The organism is Lacihabitans sp. CCS-44 (assembly GCF_024343735.1).
Taxonomy (GTDB): domain Bacteria; phylum Bacteroidota; class Bacteroidia; order Cytophagales; family Spirosomataceae; genus Leadbetterella.
Window position 1 is genome coordinate 38134 of the sequence record NZ_RJUE01000005.1, and the last position, 21855, is coordinate 59988.

The 21855-nt window shown below is 37.5% G+C and carries 15 protein-coding genes; 2 read left to right on the plus strand and 13 right to left on the minus strand.

Translation table 11 applies throughout. The features are described 5' to 3' along the window. Positions 1 to 21 precede the first annotated feature (21 nt). The 8 genes from EGI26_RS04420 to EGI26_RS04455 form a co-directional block, all read right to left on the minus strand. On the minus strand, positions 22 to 495 hold the full coding sequence (locus EGI26_RS04420) for a hypothetical protein (RefSeq protein ID WP_255076668.1): 474 nt from the start codon (positions 493 to 495) through the stop codon (positions 22 to 24). Between the two features lie 15 nt (positions 496 to 510). Continuing rightward, positions 511 to 1968 (minus strand): SusD/RagB family nutrient-binding outer membrane lipoprotein, encoded by a 1458-nt coding sequence (locus tag EGI26_RS04425; protein ID WP_255076669.1) that lies wholly within the window; start codon positions 1966 to 1968, stop codon positions 511 to 513. Positions 1969 to 1988: 20 nt separating this feature from the next. Further along, on the minus strand, positions 1989 to 5159 hold the full coding sequence (locus EGI26_RS04430) for a SusC/RagA family TonB-linked outer membrane protein (RefSeq protein WP_255076670.1): 3171 nt from the start codon (positions 5157 to 5159) through the stop codon (positions 1989 to 1991). A 749-nt stretch (positions 5160 to 5908) separates the two neighbouring features. Beyond that, positions 5909 to 10642 carry a hypothetical protein gene (locus EGI26_RS04435; protein ID WP_255076671.1) on the minus strand — a complete coding sequence of 1578 codons (4734 nt, stop codon included), beginning with the start codon at positions 10640 to 10642 and terminating at the stop codon, positions 5909 to 5911. A 10-nt stretch (positions 10643 to 10652) separates the two neighbouring features. After that, positions 10653 to 11477 (minus strand): 50S ribosomal protein L11 methyltransferase, encoded by an 825-nt coding sequence (prmA, locus tag EGI26_RS04440; RefSeq protein ID WP_255076672.1) that lies wholly within the window; start codon positions 11475 to 11477, stop codon positions 10653 to 10655. 66 nt (positions 11478 to 11543) lie between these two features. After that, positions 11544 to 12713: a type IX secretion system outer membrane channel protein PorV gene (porV, locus tag EGI26_RS04445; RefSeq protein ID WP_255076673.1), complete on the minus strand. Its 1170-nt coding sequence runs from the start codon at positions 12711 to 12713 to the stop codon at positions 11544 to 11546. Between the two features lie 72 nt (positions 12714 to 12785). Further along, complete coding sequence (porU, locus tag EGI26_RS04450) at positions 12786 to 16100, minus strand: type IX secretion system sortase PorU (protein WP_255076674.1); 3315 nt, start codon at positions 16098 to 16100, stop codon at positions 12786 to 12788. 57 nt (positions 16101 to 16157) lie between these two features. After that, complete coding sequence (locus tag EGI26_RS04455) at positions 16158 to 16820, minus strand: SprT-like domain-containing protein (protein WP_255076675.1); 663 nt, start codon at positions 16818 to 16820, stop codon at positions 16158 to 16160. A gap of 157 nt (positions 16821 to 16977) precedes the next feature. Here EGI26_RS04455 and EGI26_RS04460 point away from each other — a divergent pair, with 157 nt between their 5' ends. Together EGI26_RS04460 and EGI26_RS04465 are read left to right on the plus strand one after the other, a co-directional pair. Next, on the plus strand, positions 16978 to 17247 hold the full coding sequence (locus EGI26_RS04460; protein ID WP_255076676.1) for a hypothetical protein: 270 nt from the start codon (positions 16978 to 16980) through the stop codon (positions 17245 to 17247). A gap of 219 nt (positions 17248 to 17466) precedes the next feature. Continuing rightward, on the plus strand, positions 17467 to 18045 hold the full coding sequence (locus EGI26_RS04465) for a hypothetical protein (RefSeq protein WP_255076677.1): 579 nt from the start codon (positions 17467 to 17469) through the stop codon (positions 18043 to 18045). Here EGI26_RS04465 and EGI26_RS04470 read toward each other — a convergent pair. The 5 genes from EGI26_RS04470 to EGI26_RS04490 form a co-directional block, all read right to left on the minus strand. After that, positions 18042 to 18608 (minus strand): aminodeoxychorismate/anthranilate synthase component II, encoded by a 567-nt coding sequence (locus EGI26_RS04470; protein ID WP_255076678.1) that lies wholly within the window; start codon positions 18606 to 18608, stop codon positions 18042 to 18044. The two genes, EGI26_RS04465 and EGI26_RS04470, sit on opposite strands and share 4 nt — an antisense overlap. Before the next feature lie 38 nt (positions 18609 to 18646). Next, the gene (locus EGI26_RS04475) at positions 18647 to 19102 is read right to left on the minus strand and encodes a hypothetical protein (RefSeq protein WP_255076679.1); all 456 of its coding nucleotides are present in this window, start codon (positions 19100 to 19102) and stop codon (positions 18647 to 18649) included. Positions 19103 to 19172: 70 nt separating this feature from the next. Continuing rightward, on the minus strand, positions 19173 to 20594 hold the full coding sequence (locus EGI26_RS04480; protein ID WP_255076680.1) for an anthranilate synthase component I family protein: 1422 nt from the start codon (positions 20592 to 20594) through the stop codon (positions 19173 to 19175). Positions 20595 to 20981: 387 nt separating this feature from the next. Further along, positions 20982 to 21596, minus strand: coding sequence for a superoxide dismutase (locus tag EGI26_RS04485; RefSeq protein WP_255076681.1), 615 nt, complete (start codon positions 21594 to 21596; stop codon positions 20982 to 20984). Positions 21597 to 21622: 26 nt separating this feature from the next. Continuing rightward, a complete protein-coding gene (locus EGI26_RS04490; RefSeq protein ID WP_255076682.1) occupies positions 21623 to 21814 on the minus strand; it encodes a hypothetical protein in 192 nt (63 codons plus the stop codon). Positions 21815 to 21855 lie beyond the last annotated feature (41 nt).

Genomic DNA, 21855 nt, shown 5'->3' on the forward strand with positions numbered 1-21855 from the left:
GTTTTGATATTTAAAGTTTTATTATTTACCGGTGATTATGAAATATTTCGAAAATGAGACATCTTTGTAAGTACCTGATGCTGTTAGCCTAACGGCAGACCCCGCTTTGGGAGTTGCCACTCCTAATGATGCCCAAGTAGTAGATAATGCCGCCACGCCTTTTGTGTCTGTCGAAACTTCTTTGATTACTGCTCCTGTGCGTAGTTTGAAAGTGATTTTTACGCCTGAAACAGGAAGTGAGTCTATACCCACCTTGTAATCAAGAATACCTGTTTTGTCCAACTCAAGGACTTTTAGGTTTACGCTTGCGTCTGATGCTATTAGTGCAGGAACGCTTGGTTCTGTTGTCATTCCGCTAGAAAGTACACCATCACTTCCTTGTACCAAAAGTAGAACTGGGGATACAACCCTTGCCACGAATGGATCAGCTTTTTCGCACGAGCTTAAACCAGCTCCCAATAGCGTTATTACGAATATGTTTATTAATTTCTTCATGATTTTTTCTATGTTTTATTTTTCTGACCACCAAAGTTTTACTTGCATGTCGTCTTTGCCTATTAGGCTTATACCAGCATCTAATTTGGTCTTGTTCAACGAATACTCTGTAGTAGGGTAGGGTAAACGAGTAGGAATAATTCCGTTGTTTTCAAAAACCGCTCTCGGGTCTTTGGCTGGCATAATTGGATAGCCCGTTCTGCGGTATTCTGTCCAAGCTTCTACGCCTTGTCCGAAAAGGGCAATCCATTTTTGGTCTAAGATTTTCTCTTTACTCACCGCTCCAACCGTCGTGAAATAGTCGGCAGGAATAGTAGCACCGAACTGTGTAAATGATGCATTGATACCCTTTTTGAAGTATTCATCAGCACTACCAGTTATGTCCCCATCTATTGCTGCTTCGGCCAAGTCAAGTTGAAGTTCGCTGTAGGTCATCAGTACACTAGGAGCACTGGCTTTGGTGAAATAGTTGCCCAATGTGGCCGCCGAACTCAAATATGTAGTGGCAATAGCGTCTGGTAATCCGTTCGGAATTCCCTCATAAACACCTTTCACTGGAGTTCCGAATACAGCCAATCTGGTATCTTTCAGAGCCAAAAGTTTGTCAACAACAGTCTTGCTTAAGTTCCAGTCTGTTCTTCCACCTACTATCATTACTTCATTGAACTCGTTGTTTGAAGGACGGGAATCGGTGTTTTTCAAAACAGCATTGTCATCATTTGAGGTAAAAATTGGATACGTTGAAGGGTTGCCGAGAATTTCTGCTAAAACAGCTTTCGTTTCAGCAGCTTTTTTGGCGGCTTGTCTATTGGCTAATCGTACTCTTAATGAGTTTGCAAATTTCTTCCATTTCATAATATCTCCATTATAAAGAATATCTCCTGAAACGGCTGGTCCGCCAACCTTAAGTTTTTCGTTTGCTTCTTTCAAATCTGCTAAGAGACCTGAATACACCACATCCATGTTGTCAAAAGTTGGATTGTAAACTGGCTCAGCCGCCGAACCTTTTATGGCTTCTTTGTAAGGAATTGGTCCGTAAAGGTCTGTCAAAAGAGAGAAAGTCCATGATCTCATTACTAGAGCTATACCTTCATAATTTGTGTTCGGAAGGTTTCCGTCAGCTTTTGACTGCTCAATAATTCTTTGGAAGTTTACAAGACCGTCAGTGTAAAAAGACTTCCAAGTATTGTTATAAAAAGTAGGCGTTATTCCGTAATTGTCTCCTTCATTGGAATAAATATTACGAGATAACTGCTGCACCCAAAGCATGGCTCCGTCTATATTTAATCTTTCAAAACGGGCATTGCCGCCCCAGTAACGATCTACGCTTCTTTCGATAGCAAAAGGCAACAAATACTGCGGGCTGATGTTTGTTGGGTTGTTTGGGTCGGTGTTCATTTCGTCGAAACCGTCGGTGCAAGAGAAAATGCTCAAGCAAAAAACACCCAGGAATATCAAACTTTTATTTTTCATAATTCTGAAATTTTAATTGATTAAAAACCAAGATTTAGATTGAAACCTAAGCTTCTTGAATTTGGTAATTCGCCATAAGCAAATCCTTGTGAGTTACCTCCGAATCTGTCCACTTCAGGGTCGATATGCGGCGTGTTTTTAAACAGTATGGCTAGGTTTCTACCCACTACCGAAAACTTCGCACTTTGGATTTTAAGTTTTTGAGCAATTCTATCTGGTATTTTGTAGCCAAACGACATCTCTCTCAATTTTACATAAGTACCATCATAAATTGAGGCCTCGTGGTATCTTCTTGGATTGTTATATCCATAGAGTTGATTGGCTGCTACAACCACATCGTTGGCCACGTAGTTAGGGTTTTCGGCTGTACCGATGTTCATAACACCTGTTCCAATTACTCCTTCTTCTCTACCAATGGCAGTTTCCTCATATTGACCAGTCCATCTGGCGGTACCTGTTCCTTCGTCGAATAAGTCGCCACCCACTTTAGCATCAAGCAATGCACTCAACACAAATCTTTTGTAAGTGAATGAATTGCTCAGGCCACCTGTCCATTTAGGTTGTACGTTTCCAAGTATCTTAGGAGTGTTATCCACAACTGGTAAGCCATTGCTGTAAACTACTTGACCATCAGGAGAATGTACAAAACCAATACCGAACAATGTACCGTAAGGTTGACCAACCTTGGCTATTGAGATTAGTCCTCTTCTCTCTTGTAAAGTGTAGGTATCCAAGCCTTCGGCAAGTTCTTCTACCAAGTTTCTGTTTCTGGCATAGTTTACACCGATCTCCCATTTCAGTTTGCTGCTTGCACTCAATGGAGAACCAGATAATGAAATTTCTACACCTTTGTTAGATATTTTACCAGCATTCAAGATTCTCTTGTCGTATCCACTGGCTTTTGAAATTTCTACACCAAGTATTTGATTTTTAGTCGTTTGTTCGTAGTAAGTCGCATCAAGTGATAATCTGTTTTTCAAGAATTTCAAGTCTAAACCAAATTCTATACCGGTTGTGATTTCAGGCTTAAGAGTGGCATTTGAAATGGTCAAATTTTCATAATACTGAGGAATACTGCCGTTCCATGAACCCGACGCTCTGAAAGTTTGAGCCAATTGATATGGATCTGCATCATTTCCTACTTGTGCCCATGATGCTCTTACTTTTCCATAGGATAATATTGGGTTAGAGATAGAGAGCAAATCTGTCAAAACTGCACTTCCTGATACCGACGGATAGAAATAAGATCTATCAATTGATGGCAATGTGCTAGACCAGTCGTTACGAGCAGTTACGTCTAAGAACAAAGCATTCTTGTATCCAAACTGCGACGAAGCATAAACACTTTGTACTTCAGACTCGGTAATAGTGCTGGCTACGGTGTTTTGGCTTGGATTGGAGTTTCCAAGGTTATAAACGCCGTCAACTACCAATTCACCCACGTTTGTGAAGTTTCTTTTGTAGAAATTGGTTCTTTGTGCACCACCAGCCGAAGCAACCAGTGAGAAGTTTTTACCAAACATTCTGTCGTAAGTCAAAAGGAAATCGTGGTTAGTTTCTTGACTTCTCAGTACCTCCTCCGAATATCTTCCTGGAGTTTTATTACCATTTCTAACTCTTTCAAAATTCACGATGTTCGTTCTGGTATCTGTCCACATGTCAGTACCAGTTCTTACCAAAGCTTTTAGGTGTTCATTGATTTTTATACTCAATGAAATATTGCCCACAAGTCTGTCTTTGTCGTTGATGTTTGGCAATAACTCATTCAAATAGAATGGATTAGTGAAAAATGTGTGCTGCCAGTTAGGAGGGTCATTGTCAGGAAGTCTGCCGGCTACAGCTCTTTGAATATGTACGCCAGTGTAATCTCTCCAGTCGGCCAGTTGATCCCATGAAATGTGTCTGTGCGACCAGATAAATTGGTCTCCACCTGTAAAGGTTCTGTTTCCACCCGATTTGATATACTCACCAGAAGTATTTACTGACAAAAACTTATTGATGGTGTAAGCCGAATTCAGCTTGAAGTTGTTTCTGTTGAAACCATTGAAAGCAGCTATACCTTTTTGAGTAAGATTAGAATAACTTATCCTGAAACTTCCCTTGTCGTTTCCACCTGAAAGGGCTATTGAATTGGTAGCGGATGTACCCGTATCCCAAAATTCCTCCCAGTTGTTGGGTTGCGGAGTTAAAGGAGCTACGTCCTTTCCGGTCCACCATTGTCTAACCAATCGGCCATCCATGGGAGCACCCCAGCTTTCGTCGGTACCGTCGGTACCAGTAGTTCTACCCGGAGACACCGAACCATAAGCCGCAGCGTATTGATCGTAAGCATCTGGTGCCAATACACCACTCCAACCATCTGAATACCAAGTTCTGTAGCCATTTCCACCACCGTAGATATCCTGAAAATCAGGCTTAACAAGTGGTCTTTCCATGGTGTAGTTTGTATTGAATTCTATACCCAATCCTTTGGTGCCAGCACCATTTTTGGTCGTAATCAGGATTACACCGTTCGCCGCCCTTGAACCATACAAGGCAGCTGCGTTCGGTCCTTTAAGTACTGATACTTCTTTGATATTATCTGGGTTGATTTCCGAAATACCACCTCCAAATTGTTTATTATTGTCCTGCTGCAATGGCACACCATCCACCACAATGAGTGGTTGGTTATTACCAGATACCGACGATGAACCTCTAATTTGGATAGTTGAGCCACTTCCTGGGCCTCCGTTTGCACTTATTCTTACACCAGCCACTTTGCCTGAGAGGGCATTGGCCACGTTAGTAGATCTCGACTCTGTCAGACTTTCGCCTTTCACTTCTTGTTGTGAAAAGCCCAACGACTTTTTTTCTCTTGAAATACCCAGTGCAGTTACGACTACCTCGTTTAGAAGTTTAGAATCTGTTTCCATCAAAATGTCTAGGGAAGTTTTAGATTTTACTGCCACTTCCATAGGTGTAAAACCTATTGCACTAAAAACCAGAACGGCGTCGGGGTTTGATAATGTAACAGAGAACTTTCCTTGAGCGTCTGTTACTGTACCTTGGCTGGTGCCTTTCACTAAAACGGAAACGCCAGGTAGAATGCCATCAGACACTGAGCTGACGATGCCCGTGACCTTTTTTTCTTGTGCCATCAACAGCACAGGTGCGAAAAGAAGGATAAAACTTAATCGTAGAATTCTCTTCATCTTTTTCATTGGTTAACAGTTTAGAAAATAAATGCCACCATCGCCATAGCGAATACAAAACTCCGACCGCTCAGTGATTGATTAGCTAAGCTTCGGTGGCAAAGTCTTTAAATGGATTCAGGTCTTTTGACCTTACTCATTTTTAAAATCTTATTAAATTTATTGTCGTTGTACTGACTCAAAAGAGCCCTAAGAAACCCGCTTATATTTGGTTGTGTCCAAAAAAAGAAACCTTTTAAATATTCACTTTCTGCGGTCGGAAATGAATACTTGAAGAATTATAAATATTGTAATTTTTTAATATTTATGTACCAATATTAATGTGGTGGATTTTATTTAGAAAATTATTTTAAATAAAAAGAAGTGTATTTTTGAATAATATTGAAATAGGTAAATTAAAAATCTGTTTTGTTCAATATCTTGAGAGTATTTTGAGAAAAATTGTTTTGTTTAAGAAATTGATTTTTTGAAAATTGGCAAATATTTATACATGTTTTTGCTTATTTTGACAATTATTGGTTAGAATTCATATTTTTTGAAACTTATTTTATTCATTTTTGCAAAAATATCGACCTAATTGTCAAAAAATCACACATGATATAGATTTCGGCATTGTTGTACTATTTCTATGAAGTATTTTTTGATTTCCTTGGTTTTTATCCCTTCATCACCATCAGAATTGGCCACAATAAGGCCTCATACTCTTTATTAAGTATGTTTTATTGGAAAGAGTAAAATTGTGACAAATCTTAGAATCCCTCTTTTTCTTCTTCTTTCTTGGTAGGAGTTTTGGCGTTAGGTGTTGGGGTGAGTTTGGCCTTGTCGGCTGGTTTTTTTACTACTTCGTTTTCTTTTATGCCTAGGTAAACTTGAAGGAACCTCTTTCTGAATTTCATGGCTTCGGCTGCATCAATGAATTCAGAGCCCGACTTCTTTTCTTTGCCACCAGCTGCGGGTGTGTTCAGGATTTTGTTTATCTCTTCGTCGGTGGAGGTTACGCCCAAAGCACCGTTTCTGTACACAAAGTAATACCAGGTTGTTGGCGATATTTCAAAAAATACATGTACTTCGTCACCTGTTTGAGGACTTTTTGCAATCTCAACGTAGCCTTGCGTCATTGCGTTTATGTCCACGTCGCCAATGTTTGAGATACCAATTTTGCCTACGCTGTAGTAAGAATTGGAGATAGGATTCCATTTGAGGTCTACGTCTGAAAGCACTATTGTACTCAGAAACTTCATTGAATGCTTATACAATGGTAGGTGTTCTTTTTGGCTTTTTATTTTGTAAGCTTCAGCATCTTTGTAACCCACATATTGGCTGAGTTTTGATATAAAATACGGCGACTCCGGCTCTATGGCTGGGTCACTGTTTCCGGCATCGAGGTTGGCTTTTACTATATTGCCACCCAGTTTTTGAGTGGTAGGGATAGATATCGGGAAATCAAATTTCATTAGTGTAGAAAACTGATATTTCATAGAATCTAACCTAATGTTGGCAATTCCTACTGTTTCGAATATTTTGGATGGCCCGCCTAATAAATTAAATTGGCCTTCTAGGGCTATAATACCTTTTTCGTCATAAAATTCATATTTGTTGCCAATTGCGTTTTCGTCGGCCAAACTCACCACAAATTTTTTGTTAGGTTCGTCTCTTTTGAATATACCTGTAACAGCCATTACATCAAGGTCATCCTCTGATTTTTTCGAAGATAAAAATGTCGGATAAATGGCGTCCATTTGGGCGTTTGATTTTAGATGAAGCCCGACATAAAGTGGCTTACCACCATCTTTGAGGGTTTCGTCCACGTTTATGCTGATGGCCTCTGACTTGTTGCCACTATAATTAATCCAAGAGCCTCCGAGCATGGGGTATTTCTTGAGATCAGGCAATACTTGACCGTTTAAAGATAGATTTTTGAAAGGAGCTAACATTGTTATTTCTCCTTTATAGAGCATTTTTGGAGATAGATAAACTCCGTCTTTTTCTGAGACCTTGGCTTTGGCTATGGTAGAAAGTTTATTTGAAGCTTTCGAACTCAATAATGAACCGTCGGCGGCGAGTTCGGCAAATTCAAAATTACCCAGTTTGATATTAAACGTGTCAGCACTTACATTGACAAATTGATAGTCGGCATTACCCGAAAACGATATTCTAGAGTTTATTTTTACTGAAGCTTTTGTTAAATTATGATATCTATTAAGCGTATCTGCTATTATTTTGGCGTTTGTGAAGTCTTCAAGTAAGCCGTCTTTTTTTACTGCCACAAGTCCTTTGTTGGGTATTATGGCTGCATCTGCGGAGTGAATCTCGTTTACACCTGATATTTTCAAATTGAGATTGGCTATGTCATAAGTAGCTGCAGTTCCGTTGAATTTCAAGCCATATTGAGAGGTCAACGTAGAGGTAAATAAAGAGTTTTCTAACACACCCTCCATGGTTATTTTTTTCTCTTTGATGCTCCATGTGGCTTTGTCTATAGTAGTGTTGTAAGATGAGTAGGGAAACTCCAAAACAGAACTTTGAGCGTCACTGAAATCACTGTTTTGAGAGGCAATGTTGACCATAGATTTTAGTACGTTGAAGTCCACACCTACTTTTTTGCCAGAAAATACTGGTTTTCCACTCGTTTCGGCGGATTTGATATTGAAAGTGGCTTTGTCAGCCAAGTAACCCGATTTGTTAAATTTGAAATTTTCAGATTTTGTATCGGAGTCGATTCTATCCAAAGTTCCGTTGCCGAAAAGTCCATTTTTCTTTAAAATTATATCTCCTTTAAGCACGGAAGAACCCGCATAGAAGTTAAAGCCTTTAGCCGAATTTACAAGCATGCTGTCAAGAGCCGGATTCCAGAGCATTTGATATTCTGAAATGGCCACTTCTGGAAAATACGTGGTGGTGTTGGTGGTTTCTATTATTCTTCCAGTTTCGCCTTTGGCAGTCAAGTAATCATCATAAAAACGCACTTCGGTAGCTTTAAGTTTACCTGCTAAATGAGCAATTTCACCCGATGTTTTTATTCCTCGTTTGTTGAGAATTATTTCAGAATCAGTTTTTATGGTTGTTTCGGTTCCGTAGAGTTTGTAGGGGATTTTGGCTTTATGAACAATTCCCATGGTGCTATCGGCCAATACCACAAGGTTTTCAGGAACTGCCTTGAATATATTTCCAGGGGTAAATGTTCCAGCAAAAACAGGATTGACGGCATTTAGACTATCAATATTCAAACTTGTGGCTTTAAAAATCACGTTGTTTTCATATTTTTGAATTCTCCCATTTTCCGCAAAATTTACTGTTACACCGCCTGGGATGTTTAACTTCGGAAATTCATCCAATTTTTTACGACCAGACTTGTTATTTGGGCTGTTAAGGTAAAGCGTACCAGTCTGCCCGTATGCAAAGTGTGCCCCGATTTCGTTTTTGCCTCCTTTCTTGAAACTTTCAAGTGGTATAAAAGTAATAGAGTCTATTCTTTTGAGTTTAACAAGAAAATTTTCATATTCTACCTCGAAGTCGCCGTAGAATTTGAAGTTCTTCACAACAATTTTTCCATTAAATCTGAATACTTTGTTACCAACGATTTTCATACTTTGGTCCGCAGGTACAAAACTGATGCCAAGGGAATCGCTAAGTTTGAAGTCTTGCGTGCCTTTTATGTCCAAAGCCTTGGATTCCAAGTTTATAGATGCATTTCCCGAGCCATTCCCTGATGCCAAGGATGATAACACGAGGTCGTCAAAGTCGGTTTTGCCATTAAATGACAAAAAATAATGCTGGCCTTTGCGGCTTAGAGAGTAAATATTTTTGTAGGGATCATAGTCAAAAAAGCCCATTTGGTTGCCGATTAACATACCGTTACTCACTTGAAAACGCTCTTTTTTGGTGATATTCATCATTTCTTCAATTGTGAAAGCGTTGACTTTTTTTCTTGCAAAAAGATTACCCGCAGCTATCAAAGGATTAAAGCCTGAGGCTGTACCCAAAGCACGTACTCGCTCTGGGTTGTAATAGTTGAACGACTCAAAAAGTGCTGGGATTTCAGTTTTGCCCGATACTATGTAAAAGTCCATTTTGCCACCAGTCAAATCCCACGACATGGCGTCGCAACGAATATCTACCTGATGGAAAGTGTCGGAGTACATACTCGACCTGAAGCCACTTTTCTGTAGTTTATTGAGCTGCAAATGGTTTTTCTTGAGGCTATATTCCATCCTTACAGCTGGATGGGATACCGAGTCATTACCAAACTTTGTTACGAAACTAACTTTGTCTGAAGTAATTAAAGAGTCTGTTATCGTGAAGTTTCTACCTATGACTACAAAAGTGTTCTTTTGATTTTTGTTGGCCGTTAGCTTGGTGTATGGGTCAAAAGCTGAGCCGCTTGATATTTTAGAACCTACTAACGTGTATCCGCCATGGTATTCGTAGCTCGGAATGTTCAGAACAATTTCGGCATCACTATGATAAGACTTAAATCGTGGATATGATGAGGTTTCATTTTTTTGCCTTTTTTCAAGTTTTATTTCTAAAACGCCTTCCACTGGTTTTTTTAAAATATTCTGGTGTTCAATTTTTACTTTATCAGCAAGTAGCTTACCATTGCTTGATTTTAGATAATATTTGTCAAAAGTCGCCTTGGCATTTTCGTTAGCAGCCAACCAACTGAGCTCGCCGTTTTGTCCTACAAAAACCCCGTTTATGAAATCGTAAGCTCCTGATGCCTTATTGATTACAATAGAGTCTGAAGGACTGATAAGTACCAAATCGGCATTTTCAAAAATAATGTGAATTCCTTCTATTTTCGGAATTTTTACCAAAACCTCTTCTTGTTTGCTACTTTGACTGACATTAAGGCTTGGGTCATTCCAAGGGTCATATTCTTCGGCTTTTTCGTTTTCACCCCAGCCAATATCTTCTTTTTCGTTTTCTTTTTGGGTGGTTTCTGGTATAACTACAGCGGGGTTGAAGAAATCTTGTTTTTTGTCAAAAAAAGCAAATTTATATTGGCCATTTACGACTCTAACTTTGTTGAATGCTGAAGTGTATATGTTACTATTTTTAAAGAAACTACTGATTTGGTACAAAACCTCGTTGATAATCTTTGTGTTTTGAGGTTCTAGGGTTTTTCTTAAGTATTGTGTAAATGTGGCCAATACGGAGATATCAACATTGCCTGATTTTTGGTAAAACTGTAGAATATTGGTGGCATGGAGCAATTCGAGTGGTTTAATGCCTTTTTTTGTTAAAAATTGTATCAGAGCTACGGCCTCTACTTTGCCTTTTTGATCTAATGTGTTTTTGAAGAAAGTCGAGAATTCGCCCATTGGAGCTTTGGCATACGCCCCGAGCTGTTTTTCCATTTGCTTCGGAAAATCCACGATAAATTGCTCTGGTTCGTTGGCCAAAGTAAGTACCTGACCTTGGACTTTTGCCAAGAACAGTGTGTATGCAAATAATAATACAATAATCGGCTTTAGGTGCATAGTATTACGCTCAATGTTTTCTAAAAACGACTGCTGCCCAGTTATTCTTACTTATATGTTTTATTTTTTTCAAACCATGGGCTTCTGCTTTTGCCTGAATATCGGCAATGTCGTGCTCATAAAAGCCACTCAATAGAAGGTAGTCGCTCGTGAATGTTGCGTATTTTGGGATTTCCTCCAAAAGAATGTTTCTGTTGATGTTAGCCAAAACAATATCGTATATTGCTGTCTTTTGGCTGTCAATGGTTCCTAACTCAATGGTTATTAGATTAGTATCGTTTAGCTGAATGTTTTCTGTTGTGTTTTCTACAGACCATTCGTCAATATCAAAAGCATGTATTTTGGTAGCCCCGAGCTTGGCTGCAAGTATGGCCAAAATGCCCGTTCCAGTGCCGACGTCTAATACACTTTTACATTGATGGTCTATTTCAAGCTGTAATTCCATCACTTGCGAAGTAGTTTCGTGGTGACCCGTCCCAAAGGACATTTTGGGTGTGATGATTATTTCATGCTCATATTTTTGATCTGCAGGCTCATGAAAAGTAGCTCTAATATATACTTTATCTAATACCTCAATAGGAGAGAAATTAGACTCCCATTCCTCGTTCCAGTTTTGTTTTTCTATTTTTTTGAGACTGTAGCTCATGGGTGTTTTGTCGGCATAAGTTTCCATCAACTGCTTCAGGCTGCGTTCCTGAAACTCACTTTCAAGCACATATGCCTGAAGTCCTTCGTCCGTTTCTACAAAGGAGTCAAAACCAATTTCCGCCAGTTCGGCCATTAGTATTTCAGAAAAATCAGGTTCTACGGTCAGTGAAAGTTCAAAATAATCCATTTTCTTTGGTTTTTTATAAATACAAAAAGCCCGACATCGGGCTTTTTGTATAATATTTTATGTTTGTTATTCTTCTTCGTCTCCTTTAATCTCTTTAGATTTTAGGTTTTTGGTTGGAATTCCGATATTTAAAGAAATTCTCCAAGTATTTGCCAAAGGATTTCCTGCTTTGGTCGGTATTAGGTAGGCCATATCTAATTTATAAATTTCTTTTAGAGTTATGCCAAATCCTGTAGTAAAATACTGACGAGCTCCTTTGTTCCCTGATTCATAAAAATAGCCAGTTCTCAAGGCTATCAAATCGGCATAAGAATATTCCGCTCCAAGAGAACCCATTACTTCTTCTAACTCTTCCTGCAAACCACCGGGTGCATCACTCCAAGACGAAAACATAGTAGAGAAGATACTTTTGTTACTTATGGGTGTATTGGCCAATGGAGTTGGTACCAATAATTTGTTCAGATCAATCAAAAAAGTGAATGTGTTCAGATCGTCTGGTTTATGAGATATTTTGGTGCCAAATTTCAGATTTGCGGGTATAAAGTATTCTCCAAAGCCGTAGTTTACCTTACCACCAAGATTTTGAAGTACTAGGCCATAATCAACATCAGTTTTTTTAGGCTTGTCGGCATTTTTGTCTGTTGGTCTTGTTTTGTTGTAATAAAAACCCAAATCTATTGCTCCTGTTCTGCCGGGTTTTCCAGCTTGGCCATTTATCACCGTGTTTCCCACTAAATTGGAATTAATAAACTTAAGATTCAGACCCATTGAAAAGTCTGAGTTTAGTTTCTGAGCTATTCCTAAGGCTAAGTTGAATTCTTTCGAATGAAATTTTTCAAGATTATCACCGAAAGTGTTGGTGAACTGAATGTCTCCTTGGTCAAAATAAGTTATGCTAGCCCCAATAGTTTGTTTGTCGCTTACTTTGTAATAGCCATTTGCACTCATCAAACCCATGTCTTGAACGATATCTCTTAGCCAAGGGGCATAAGAAAAACTCGCCCCAAACTTATTCTCAACAAAAGCAAGTTTTGATGTATTCCAATACATTGCATTGGCATCAGGAGCCGAAGCAACGCCTGCGTCTCCCATAGAAGCAGATTTTGAGTCGGGAGTTAACGTGAGAAAAGGTACAGCGGTAGTGACAACTTGGTAGTTCTTTGGTTGGGATTGAGCATGGACAATGCTAGAAATCATCAGAAGAATGGAGATTCCTAAAAGCGATTTTTTATTCATATATGAGGTATTCACGAATTCTTTTATCCTAATTTTCATCAAAAAAGTGTTCAAAATAATGTATTTTTATTGTCATTTCCAAAAGATTAATCTCCCAGAGGTATGGGCAGTTTGGTTTTCTGAAACAGACAATAGGTTTAGTTTATAATATAGTTGACTCGAAATATGAGTATTTCCCTCAAAATCCAGTCCAAATTCAATTTTTCCGTCACAATTTTTGCAGGATTTTTGATAATCAGCAATAGTTCTTCCAAATACATCATAAACCACCAAATGAGCAAGTAAATCATTCCCAACTCTATTGTGATTAAAAATAAGATTTGTATAGTTGGAAAACGGATTGGGATAATTGAGATAATTTATTATGGCAAAGTCTGGTTTTTCGATGTTAAATTCAAACGTCTTTTCCGTCTTATTATTATAGTTGTCAAATACAATAAATTTCAATTTGTGTTTTCCATTTGCTAAGTTTCCTGTGTAGAAATTTATGTAACCTTGGTAAGCACCTTGGGAGGGAATGTAAAGCCTATTAAGACTACTTATAAGAGTGTCATCTATGAAAACCTGAATTTTGTGGTTGGCGTCGTAGTCTGAAATATTTATCCCATTTTCGTCAAAGACTTCGAAATGTAGAATTTCATTTGATTTTTGACTTATTTTTACTTCAGGGCCGGTGTTATCTTCAATTTCTGAACTAGATTGCTGAGTAAGAATAAAATCATCAAAATAACCATACGTATTTTCTGTAGAATCTTCATTTGTGGCGTAAAAAGTCATTAAACCTTTCCCAGAGCCGAAAGCTTGGTCCTTAGGTAAAATAATGTTTGCTATAAATTCACCATTGATAAGAGAATACAAACCCTCGAATAATTTACTTTCTGATGAAAGATAAGTGAATTTTGGGCCATCGGCAAATGTACCTAATGTTACACTTTGAGTAGGTTTGTCAAAAATAGAAATTTTTATTTTTCCAGTTATTTTTTTTTCGGTTTTACCCACAATTTGAATTTTCTCTAAAGACTTCCATGTTTGGCCACTGGGTAGTTTTTCATTTGCTTTGAGGAGTTCTATATTATTTTTAAATTCTGGAAGAGGCTGGCTAGGATCTCCTAAAAGACTAAAATTGCGATTGATTTCTCCTTCGATTGATTGGTTTTTTGTCAATACAAAAAGTTCTCCTAAAGTTTTCGCATTACCTACATTGTTATAAAAAGCACTGTTTATTCTTTCGTTTGTGCTAGAATATACAGGGCGAGTGGTTGTTAGCAGTGCTATGCACCCCCCACTTGGATTGAGTAATGCAAGCTCAGCTCCAGAAACCAACGAAGGGTTGTCGAATTTGCCAAACTGGCAGGTAGCCGTAAAAAATATGGGAAGTTTGGTTGAGTTTCTGAAATTTTGAATGTTGGCTATGGTCAGTAGTTTTTCATTTGCCCATCCATCTTCAGAGCCATGGCCGTTATAATTAATCAAGAACGAACCATTTTTTAGCACATTGCTTATAGCCTCCGTTGCTTTAGGAACAGTGGTATTTGTGCTTACTGGAAACTGATCCATATATATTTTTTCTATTTCAAACCCTCCGTATGCTAATTTTGAAAGTTGACTCAGTGACTCTGCATCTTGTTGATGAATATTATAGTCTCTGTTGTCGGCAACATAAGCAATCTTGGTCTTCCAGTCGCCTTCTTTTATATCAGTACTTTGGTAGTTAATGATTTTACTTATGAGTCCTTTAGCTTCAAACATTGTTTTGGCAGGAAGCCTTCCCACAGAGATATCCATCGAGTGGTCGTTGTCTCGGTTACTAATCCAAATATTTTTTTGACTAAATCCTTCTGTCCAAGCTCCTTCATGGTCTTCAAGAAACCCAAAGTAATCATCGGAAGAAAAGCTATAGATAGGTTCCAAAGATTCTCTCGATTGATAAGTTGGGACGAAGTTTTTTGTATCTACATAAGTGATTTCATTATTGTTTTTATAGTCAAAGGTAGCATCTCCAATCAGCAGCAAATATTTAAGTTTTGTTTTGTCTTTTAGCCAGTAATGCCTACAAAGGTTTCGAATGGCGGATGGGTCGGTTTTTCCTGAGCTAAACTCGTTGAAAATTTCTTTTGTGCTGAAACCCAACACCTCAATGTTCTGTGTTTGTTTTTTAAATACAATTAGTCTTTCGGCTTCTGCTTTGAATTTTTCAGGGTAAACTATGATCAAGTTTGGAGTACTATAACCAGTTATGTTTTGGTTTGTGACTTTCTCAACAAATGTAGGAATATCAGTATTTTCTTTATTAAATACGAAGAGTTGTGATATGGACTGCTCGTGGAGGTCAGCTCCAAATGTCCCATCACTTTTTACATCAAATCTTTTAGATATGTATGGGTTGTCCACTAACCACACTTCTGTGTTTTTGTCGGGTAGATTTATGCGGAAATTGGTTTCCCTCGACTTTTTTAAGTACCAGTATTTTATAGACTCTTTAGGGCTGTAAGTGATATTACGCTCATATTGAACTTCATAGTAGTCTACATAAGCTCCTGCATTGGCAGAACCGACGGTGCTCAAACTGAACTCTAGCGTAATATTAGGGTTAGATTTGGATAGTGTTAATTCAAAATCTGTAGGATTGGAGACTCTATTGTATCTCGCATAATTATCGGCAGAATTGTATAGCGACTTGGGTAAAGTAAGCTTTGTGACATTTTCATTGCCAATTTTTATATTTATGGTTTGGTCGCTTCTACCCATTCCCAACACACTCATATTGAATCTAATGTCTGTCTGTGCCTCAGAATTGGCGACATTTAGTGAATAAGTATTATAGAAAAAGTCTCCAAACCAATTTCTGCCAGAGGAAAGCAAGTTCTTAATTTCTTTTTCTTCAAAAGCATAATAAGTAAGTGCCGATATGGCCGAAGAACTTGACTGGCTAGAGGAGGCTAGGGTTTCTATTTTTAGTGCGTCTGCATTTCCAATATTTATGAAATAATAGTTTTCGTCAGAATACGGATTTAGCTTGTGGGTGATTCTAGAAATTTGGGTGTCGAAATATTCTTCATGTGGAGATTCTCCATAAAATAATATTTGATCATTAATGTCCAATTTTCTATCAATGTCGTTGTCCAAAACAGGAATTTGCTTTAAGTCTTCAATTCTTTCGCCTAGATTGTTTTGTGGTAAGCCCTTAATATGACCAACAAATACTCGTATTTTTTTTGGGTCTATCGTTTTATAGTTGGCTAAGTACTTTTTAATGAAAGGATAGTCTATCTTATAAATTCCAGATTTTCTTATACTTACTTTTATCCATTCCCCTTCTGATAAGACAGATTTTTGGCCAAAAAGCCCAAAACTGATAATCATAAAGAAGCAAAATGATATTCTCATAAATGGTTTATAATACAACAAGAATAGAACGTTCTGAGAGTAAAGTTGGTATTCATATCAATCGATTATTTGAATCGGAGCATAAGAAGCTATCGTATATTTTTTCTTTGAAGAGGTACATTCAACCAGGGTTCTTGTTCTTCTATTTTCGAGCTTTCGATATTTCTTATTATTAAAAACAAATATTTTACCGGAGGGGATTTCTGACAATAAGGGAGCGTCTGAATTCTCTTTTTCGTTGAAAATACCCAATACTTTTACTAAAGATGGATCTCTAGTAGATGAAGCAGCTGGATTTATCATGTGTTTTTGCAATACTTTTAAAATTTCTCCTGGAAAAACCTCTTCAGTAAGTAAAGGTTGCATGAGGTTTGAAAAAGTAGTTTTCCATTCAACTCCATGCGGGGCTGGTTTTCTTCTGAAAAGCTTAGCTGTAAGAGCCACATGCTGATGTGCTATTTCATGAATTAGGGTCACCAAAAACGAGTATGCGTTTGAATCGCCGTTCACAGTGATAAAGTGCTGACCATCTTTCAAGCGGTAGTTTCCTAAACAAGATTTTCTGGATTTTGTGATAGAGAAGTTGAAAGGGTGAGTTTTCCAAAGGTTCATTACGTATGGTAAAGAGGCAATAGGAATCTTTGCCGAAAGTAATTTTTCTAGCTTTTCTGAAGATGTTTTTACTACTGATTCTGGTTTTTTCTTTAGAAATCCAAACAACTAAATTCTATTTAAATATTAATTACAAATATAACTGAAACTCTGCTTTGAAAATTATTCTGACTCAAAACCGCAAAATAAAATTCTATTCAATTATATGATTTTAATCCTTTTTTAATTGCCTTCAAGGACTAAATTTGACAAAAAAACAAATAACATGAAAAAAGTATTAAGCCTATTGTCAGTAATTTTATTAATGTCTTCTTGTGGTTCAAAATTAGTTGATCCTTTGGCTGGTTGTGAAAAATCTGCAGAAAAGTTTACTGCAGCGGCCACTGCCTTTTTTTCTGACTTTACCAGCAAAAGCAAGTGTGAAGCTTTCAAAAGTACAGCCTCCAATTACCTCAAAGATTGCCCATCACTTACAGCAGCCGAAGTAAAAGAAGCTAACGATTCAATTAAAGATTTGAATTGTAATGACTTGTAAAAAAGCTTTGCTTGTTGAGCTCTATTTTTGACTAAAACGCAATTGTTTTAGTAAGTTTGTTGTGCTTCTCTTTCTAATATTAAATAGCCTATGAATATGATTAAAACAATATTTCGAGACAGTGTTGTATATGAAAACATTTTTTTATTGCTTATATATTCCCTATTTTGTATTGCTAAAATTTATTTTCAAATATTTTTTGATCCACCTCTTCAAGTTTTGTTTTTAGTTGGTGCCAATATTTTACTTACCTATCCTTTTTTTAAGGCAAATTTCTTCCAACCCCGTGTAAGTGTGTTGTGGTATTTTCTGCTTATCACCATTGGTGAGATTATTATTGTCTTTTATGAAGATCTTGATTTTCTTAAACTAGGAATGTCCTTTTATCTTTTTTCAAAGATTGCTTTGATATTGGTATTTAGAAACACCTTAAAGGATTTTAGACTTACAAAGTTGAACGATTTTTTGAAAATCTTAGGCCCTCAGGTGATGTCATTTGCTATTGGATATATGATTTATAATGATTCAAACCTAGATATTTCTATCTCTTTTTTAATAATTATAGATGCAGTTGTCCAAGCTTTGGTGTTTAGTTATATTTTTTATTTCAAAAACGCCAGTGGAGTTAATTTTGTCAGGGCGGGGTTGGTGTTTTTGTCACTTCATGACGTTTTTGGAGGTTTTAATATTTTTAATCATAATGTTGATAAAGACTTTGTGGTTTCTTTTGTCCTTATTTCAACAGGTAACTTTATATTGGGTTATGGACTTTGGAAATCCAGAGTTGTTGATACTTAGCTCTTCATCCAGTTTTCTACCATTTTTACACCATGTTCGGTCAAATACGCTTCTGGGTGAAATTGCACACCTCTGATGTCATATTTTTGGTGAGATTCGCCTAGCACGTACCCTTTTTCATCTATAGCTGTGATTTTTAGGTCTATAGGCATGCTTTCTGGTACAACTGTCCAAGAGTGGTAGCGGCAAACTTCAAAAGAATGTGGAATGCCTTTGAAAAGCAGCTCCTTATTATCCTGAACTATACATTTTGTAGTAACGCCGTGCAATACTTCATCCATATTGTGTAGCTTTGAGCCAAATGCTTCGCCAATGGCTTGATGCCCAAGACATACTCCAAAAATGCTCTTAGAAGTCTTATATTCTGCCAATAAATCCATCATTATTCCTGCTTCTTCAGGTATACCTGGGCCGGGAGACAGCAATATTTTGTCATATTTTCTTACATCCTCTACAGCTATTTTGTCATTGCGAATTACGTCTACATTTCCTCCCAAATCTTTGAGAATATAAACCAAGTTATATACAAATGAATCGTAATTGTCAAGTACTAATATTTTCATGTTATTTCTTATTTAAACTTCCTGTTTCAGCTTGATATTTATTTCTGCGTTTTGTTCTTCCCCTCCTCCGTCATCACCCAACTTTGGTCTCTTGTCATAGTTTTTACAAATTCTACCTTTCTGAATCTGAAGGCACTCCAATCTTCGTCTATTGCTACCATTCTTACAGATTCATAACCCAACTTACCCATTATTTGCCAGCCATTATCTCTGTTGAAATCACACTTGTGTTTCTTTGAGCTTCCTTTGGGATAAGCCCACCAAAACAGTCCGTCTTTATCCAGAATGGCATCAATCTTTGGAGCTAAATCGTCTATTTGAGCCTGTTCTTTTACAAATGCCAAAACAAACGGAAGTTTTTCTTCCGATAGTTTTTTTGTTACCTCTAAATAATCAGAGAAAACTTTCATTTGCTCCGAAAACTCCTCTGGAGCATTGAGAATGGCAATCTTTTTGTGTTCTTTAAAATTAAGTTTTTTTAGTAATGGGTCCATTTTCGTTTTATTTTTTCAAATTTCGTTTTATTTTTTCAAAAAAAAATTTATCGCTTTTTTATGAAACTTTTTAAATTTCTGCCGCCATTTCAATGGCTTTTCTTAATGCTCCTAGTTTCAAATGAATTTCTGCCATTTCTGTTTCTATGACAGATTTTGCTACTACGCCCATACCTGCCTGAAAATACAAAGTATTGTTTTTGCTCAGAAATGTTCTGATGGCTATCGCATGATTAAAATTGCCCTTAAAGTCCATAAAGCCAATTGCTCCCCCGTAAATACTTCTATTTGTTGGTTCCATTTCGTTGATTAATGACATCGCCATGTGTTTTGGTGAACCCGAAAGCGTACCTGCAGGGAATGTATCTGCCACCAGTTGCAACGGGTTTGTACCATCGGTCATGTGTCCTGTAACTTTCGAAACCAAATGTATCACATGACTGTAAAATTGTACTTCTTTGAAAATATCTACTTGTACGTGGTCTGAGCTACGCGAAAGGTCGTTTCTGGCTAAATCCACCAGCATCACATGTTCGGCAGATTCTTTTGGGTCGGCATGGAGTTGGCGAGCTAGCTCCGCATCTTTGGCGTCATCGCCTGTTCTTCTAAAAGTACCAGCAATTGGATGAATTTCTGCCTGACCATCTTTTATAAATATCTGTTTTTCAGGACTTGAACCAAAAATATGATAATCGCCACCATCAAAATAAAACAAATAAGGAGATGGATTTATGCTTCTTAAAGCACGATAAACATTAAAATCGTCGCCAATATATTCTTGTGAAAATCTCCTAGAAGGAACTATTTGGAACACATCGCCACGCAAACAATGTTTGATGCACTTTTCAATGATTTTTACCATTTCAGCATCATTAATATTGGTTTGCTCACTGCCTTTTTTTGCAAAATTACTAGAAGTCCTTTTTGGGTTTTTTACATAAAATTCCAAAGTATCGAGGCCGTCTTCTTTAAACTTTGCTTCTTCGTTTTCTCTGACATAAGCATGCTCAAACATAAACAGCTCGTCTTTGAAATGATTGACCGCAATCACGTAGCGATACACCCGGTAGAGTATTTGCGGAATTGCAGTTTCGTTGCTTTTTTCTTGAATTTCTATGTCTTCAAAATATTCTACAGAGTCGTACGTAATGTGCCCAAAAAGCCCATTAGATATAAATGAATGTTCGTTTTCAGATGGATTAAATCTACTTGCAAAGCCCTGCAAAGCATTTACAGCTTCCTTTCTTGAGGCTAGTTTAAATTTTTCCGTGCTTCCGTCTGGAAAACTCTGTGAAACCTCATCGTTGTCCAATATGAATGATGCTATTGGGTCGCAGGCAATGTAGCTGAAACTATTATGCATGGCATGATAATCAGCACTTTCGAGAATCACCGAAAGCGGAAACTGCTCTCTAATTCGCAGAAAAATACTAACTGGAGTTAGGGTGTCAGCCAAAAGTCTTTTGCTTCTTGTAGTAATATTAAATTTCATAATGCAATGTTTCTTGTCGATATCCTTTGACTTCATTCAGCCATCGGAGGTAATTCTTATTTATTTATTCAATAAAATCTTAGTCATTTTGTTGTGCCCTTGGTGGCAAAGCGTAGCCGATATTTCGGTGGCTGAGTGTAGCCGAAGCCACAACAAAAACGGCTTGCTGTGTTGAACAGCAAGCCGTAATTATGTAAAAAACCACATAGCGGAATGTTGCTCAAACGAGATAGTTTGAACGCCACCAACCTTTATTTGCTATGATGTTTGATAATTTCATGTCGCAAATGTAGTTATGAAATTTATAAATCAAAATTTTTTGGATTTTATTTACAAAAAAAGGGCAGACAACTGTCTACCCTCCTTCAAACTTTAAACATCTAAATTTTATTTCTTTGCTGCTGCATATCTCTCTTCAACTGCGTTCCAGTTTACCAATGTCCAGAATGTATCTACGTAGTCAGGGCGTTTGTTTTGGAACTTCAAATAATAGGCGTGTTCCCAAACATCAAGACCCAAAAGCGGTGTGCCTTTTACTTCGGCAATGTCCATCAATGGATTGTCTTGGTTTGGCGTAGAAGTTACTGCTACTGTTCCATCTTCTTTGGCAATTAACCATGCCCAGCCTGACCCAAATCTCGTCGTTGCGGCTGTTTTAAAAGCTGCTTTAAACTCATCAACACCACCAAAAGCCGCAACAATTGCTTCTTTTAATGGGCCCGAAAGATTGCCACCAACACCTTGTGGAGCCAAAATATTCCAGAACAAATCGTGGTTATAATGCCCGCCTCCGTTATTTCTAACTGCTGGTGATGCTTTACTTATGTTTGCCAAAATTTCCTCAATTGTTTTGTTTTCCAAATCTGTACCAGCTACAGCTGCGTTCAAATTTGTAACATACGCATTGTGGTGACGGTCATGGTGAATTTCCATTGTCATGGCGTCAAAATGTGGTTCCAATGCATCATTGGCGTAGGGAAGGGGTGCTAATGTAAAAGCCATAATTTTATTTCGTTAAACTTATTTTTCTATCTATAAATGATAAACATCAGTTTTTTAAAATGTGTTCGAAAGGGATGAAAAAAAAGTGAAGAGCCGGGTTGTTTGTTGTTTTTCAAATCTTCATTGGGTTTGGCCGTATTGATTTTATAAATTAAATAGGCTATTCCAATTACAAAATGAAGAACGACAACTGCGGCGATGATATAGGCTAAGGTCATTTATTTTTTCTTACGAAAGTCGATGTTTTTTTTATTTTTGT

Bases quoted from the DNA above. Each gene is read 5' to 3' on its own strand.
- EGI26_RS04460 (WP_255076676.1), top strand. From the start codon at position 16,978: ATGAAAAAAGTATTAAGCCTATTGTCAGTAATTTTATTAATGTCTTCT.
- porU (WP_255076674.1), bottom strand. From the start codon at position 16,100: ATGAGAATATCATTTTGCTTCTTTATGATTATCAGTTTTGGGCTTTTT.
- EGI26_RS04490 (WP_255076682.1), bottom strand. From the start codon at position 21,814: ATGACCTTAGCCTATATCATCGCCGCAGTTGTCGTTCTTCATTTTGTA.
- EGI26_RS04475 (WP_255076679.1), bottom strand. From the start codon at position 19,102: ATGGACCCATTACTAAAAAAACTTAATTTTAAAGAACACAAAAAGATT.
- EGI26_RS04480 (WP_255076680.1), bottom strand. From the start codon at position 20,594: ATGAAATTTAATATTACTACAAGAAGCAAAAGACTTTTGGCTGACACC.
- EGI26_RS04430 (WP_255076670.1), bottom strand. From the start codon at position 5,159: ATGAAGAGAATTCTACGATTAAGTTTTATCCTTCTTTTCGCACCTGTG.
- prmA (WP_255076672.1), bottom strand. From the start codon at position 11,477: ATGGATTATTTTGAACTTTCACTGACCGTAGAACCTGATTTTTCTGAA.
- EGI26_RS04485 (WP_255076681.1), bottom strand. From the start codon at position 21,596: ATGGCTTTTACATTAGCACCCCTTCCCTACGCCAATGATGCATTGGAA.
- porV (WP_255076673.1), bottom strand. From the start codon at position 12,713: ATGAATAAAAAATCGCTTTTAGGAATCTCCATTCTTCTGATGATTTCT.
- EGI26_RS04470 (WP_255076678.1), bottom strand. From the start codon at position 18,608: ATGAAAATATTAGTACTTGACAATTACGATTCATTTGTATATAACTTG.
- EGI26_RS04420 (WP_255076668.1), bottom strand. From the start codon at position 495: ATGAAGAAATTAATAAACATATTCGTAATAACGCTATTGGGAGCTGGT.
- EGI26_RS04435 (WP_255076671.1), bottom strand. From the start codon at position 10,642: ATGCACCTAAAGCCGATTATTGTATTATTATTTGCATACACACTGTTC.
- EGI26_RS04425 (WP_255076669.1), bottom strand. From the start codon at position 1,968: ATGAAAAATAAAAGTTTGATATTCCTGGGTGTTTTTTGCTTGAGCATT.